Annotated in this window: 1 pseudogene; it reads left to right on the forward strand. The window is 61.8% G+C overall.

The features are described from left to right. Positions 1-767: pseudogene (locus CSC62_RS17385) on the forward strand (hypothetical protein); the annotation flags it as partial.

The following is a 767-nucleotide window of genomic DNA, read 5'->3' on the forward strand; positions in this document are numbered from 1 at the left end:
ATACAGGGGCCGGCGTTGCCGGTTTCGTGCCCGCGGGTGCCGATGCGGCGCAGGCTGCGGCGATTGCCGCCACCACCAGCACGCTGGGCGCGGTGAGTGCGGGTGATGCGGCCAACGGTCAGTTCCGCCAGATCACCGGTGTGGCTGCCGGCACCGACGACGACGACGCGGTGAATGTGGCGCAGTTGACCGCGCTGGCCGATGTGGTGGAAGGCAACGAAATCCACTACTTCAGCGTCAACGACAACGGCGTGATCGGTGGTAACTACGACAACGACGGCGCCACCGGCATCAACGCGCTGGCCGCAGGCGTCGGAGCGGTCGCATCCGACAACAATGCGGTCGCGGTGGGTTTCGGCACCGTAGCGGGTGCAATCAACAGCGTTGCCGTGGGGTCCGAGGCCACGACGGAAGTGAGGGGTTCGATCGTAATCGGTCGCAACACCAGCATGACCAGCGTTTGGGGAACAGGCCCGATAACCGGGGGCAATTATCAGGTTGGTGGCGTGGTGATCGGTTCTCGTGCCGAGGGGTATATTGACGGAAGTACCGTAGGGAGCGGAGCTTATAGCCCGGTTGCAATAGGCAACAGCAGTCGCGCAATGGCGGATGGGGCGGTTGCCCTGGGCGGACGCGCCGAGCCCACGGGCATACCGAGCAACTCGGTTGACGGTTTCTGCTTTAAAAAAAAAACAAAACAAGACAAAACCGGAACTGACACGTCGATCATGCAACCGCACCTGACAGATGTCTCAAGACACACAAAA

The sequence above is a fragment of the Pseudoxanthomonas jiangsuensis genome (assembly GCF_010093185.1).
In the GTDB taxonomy this organism is placed as follows: Bacteria; Pseudomonadota; Gammaproteobacteria; order Xanthomonadales; family Xanthomonadaceae; genus Pseudoxanthomonas; species Pseudoxanthomonas jiangsuensis.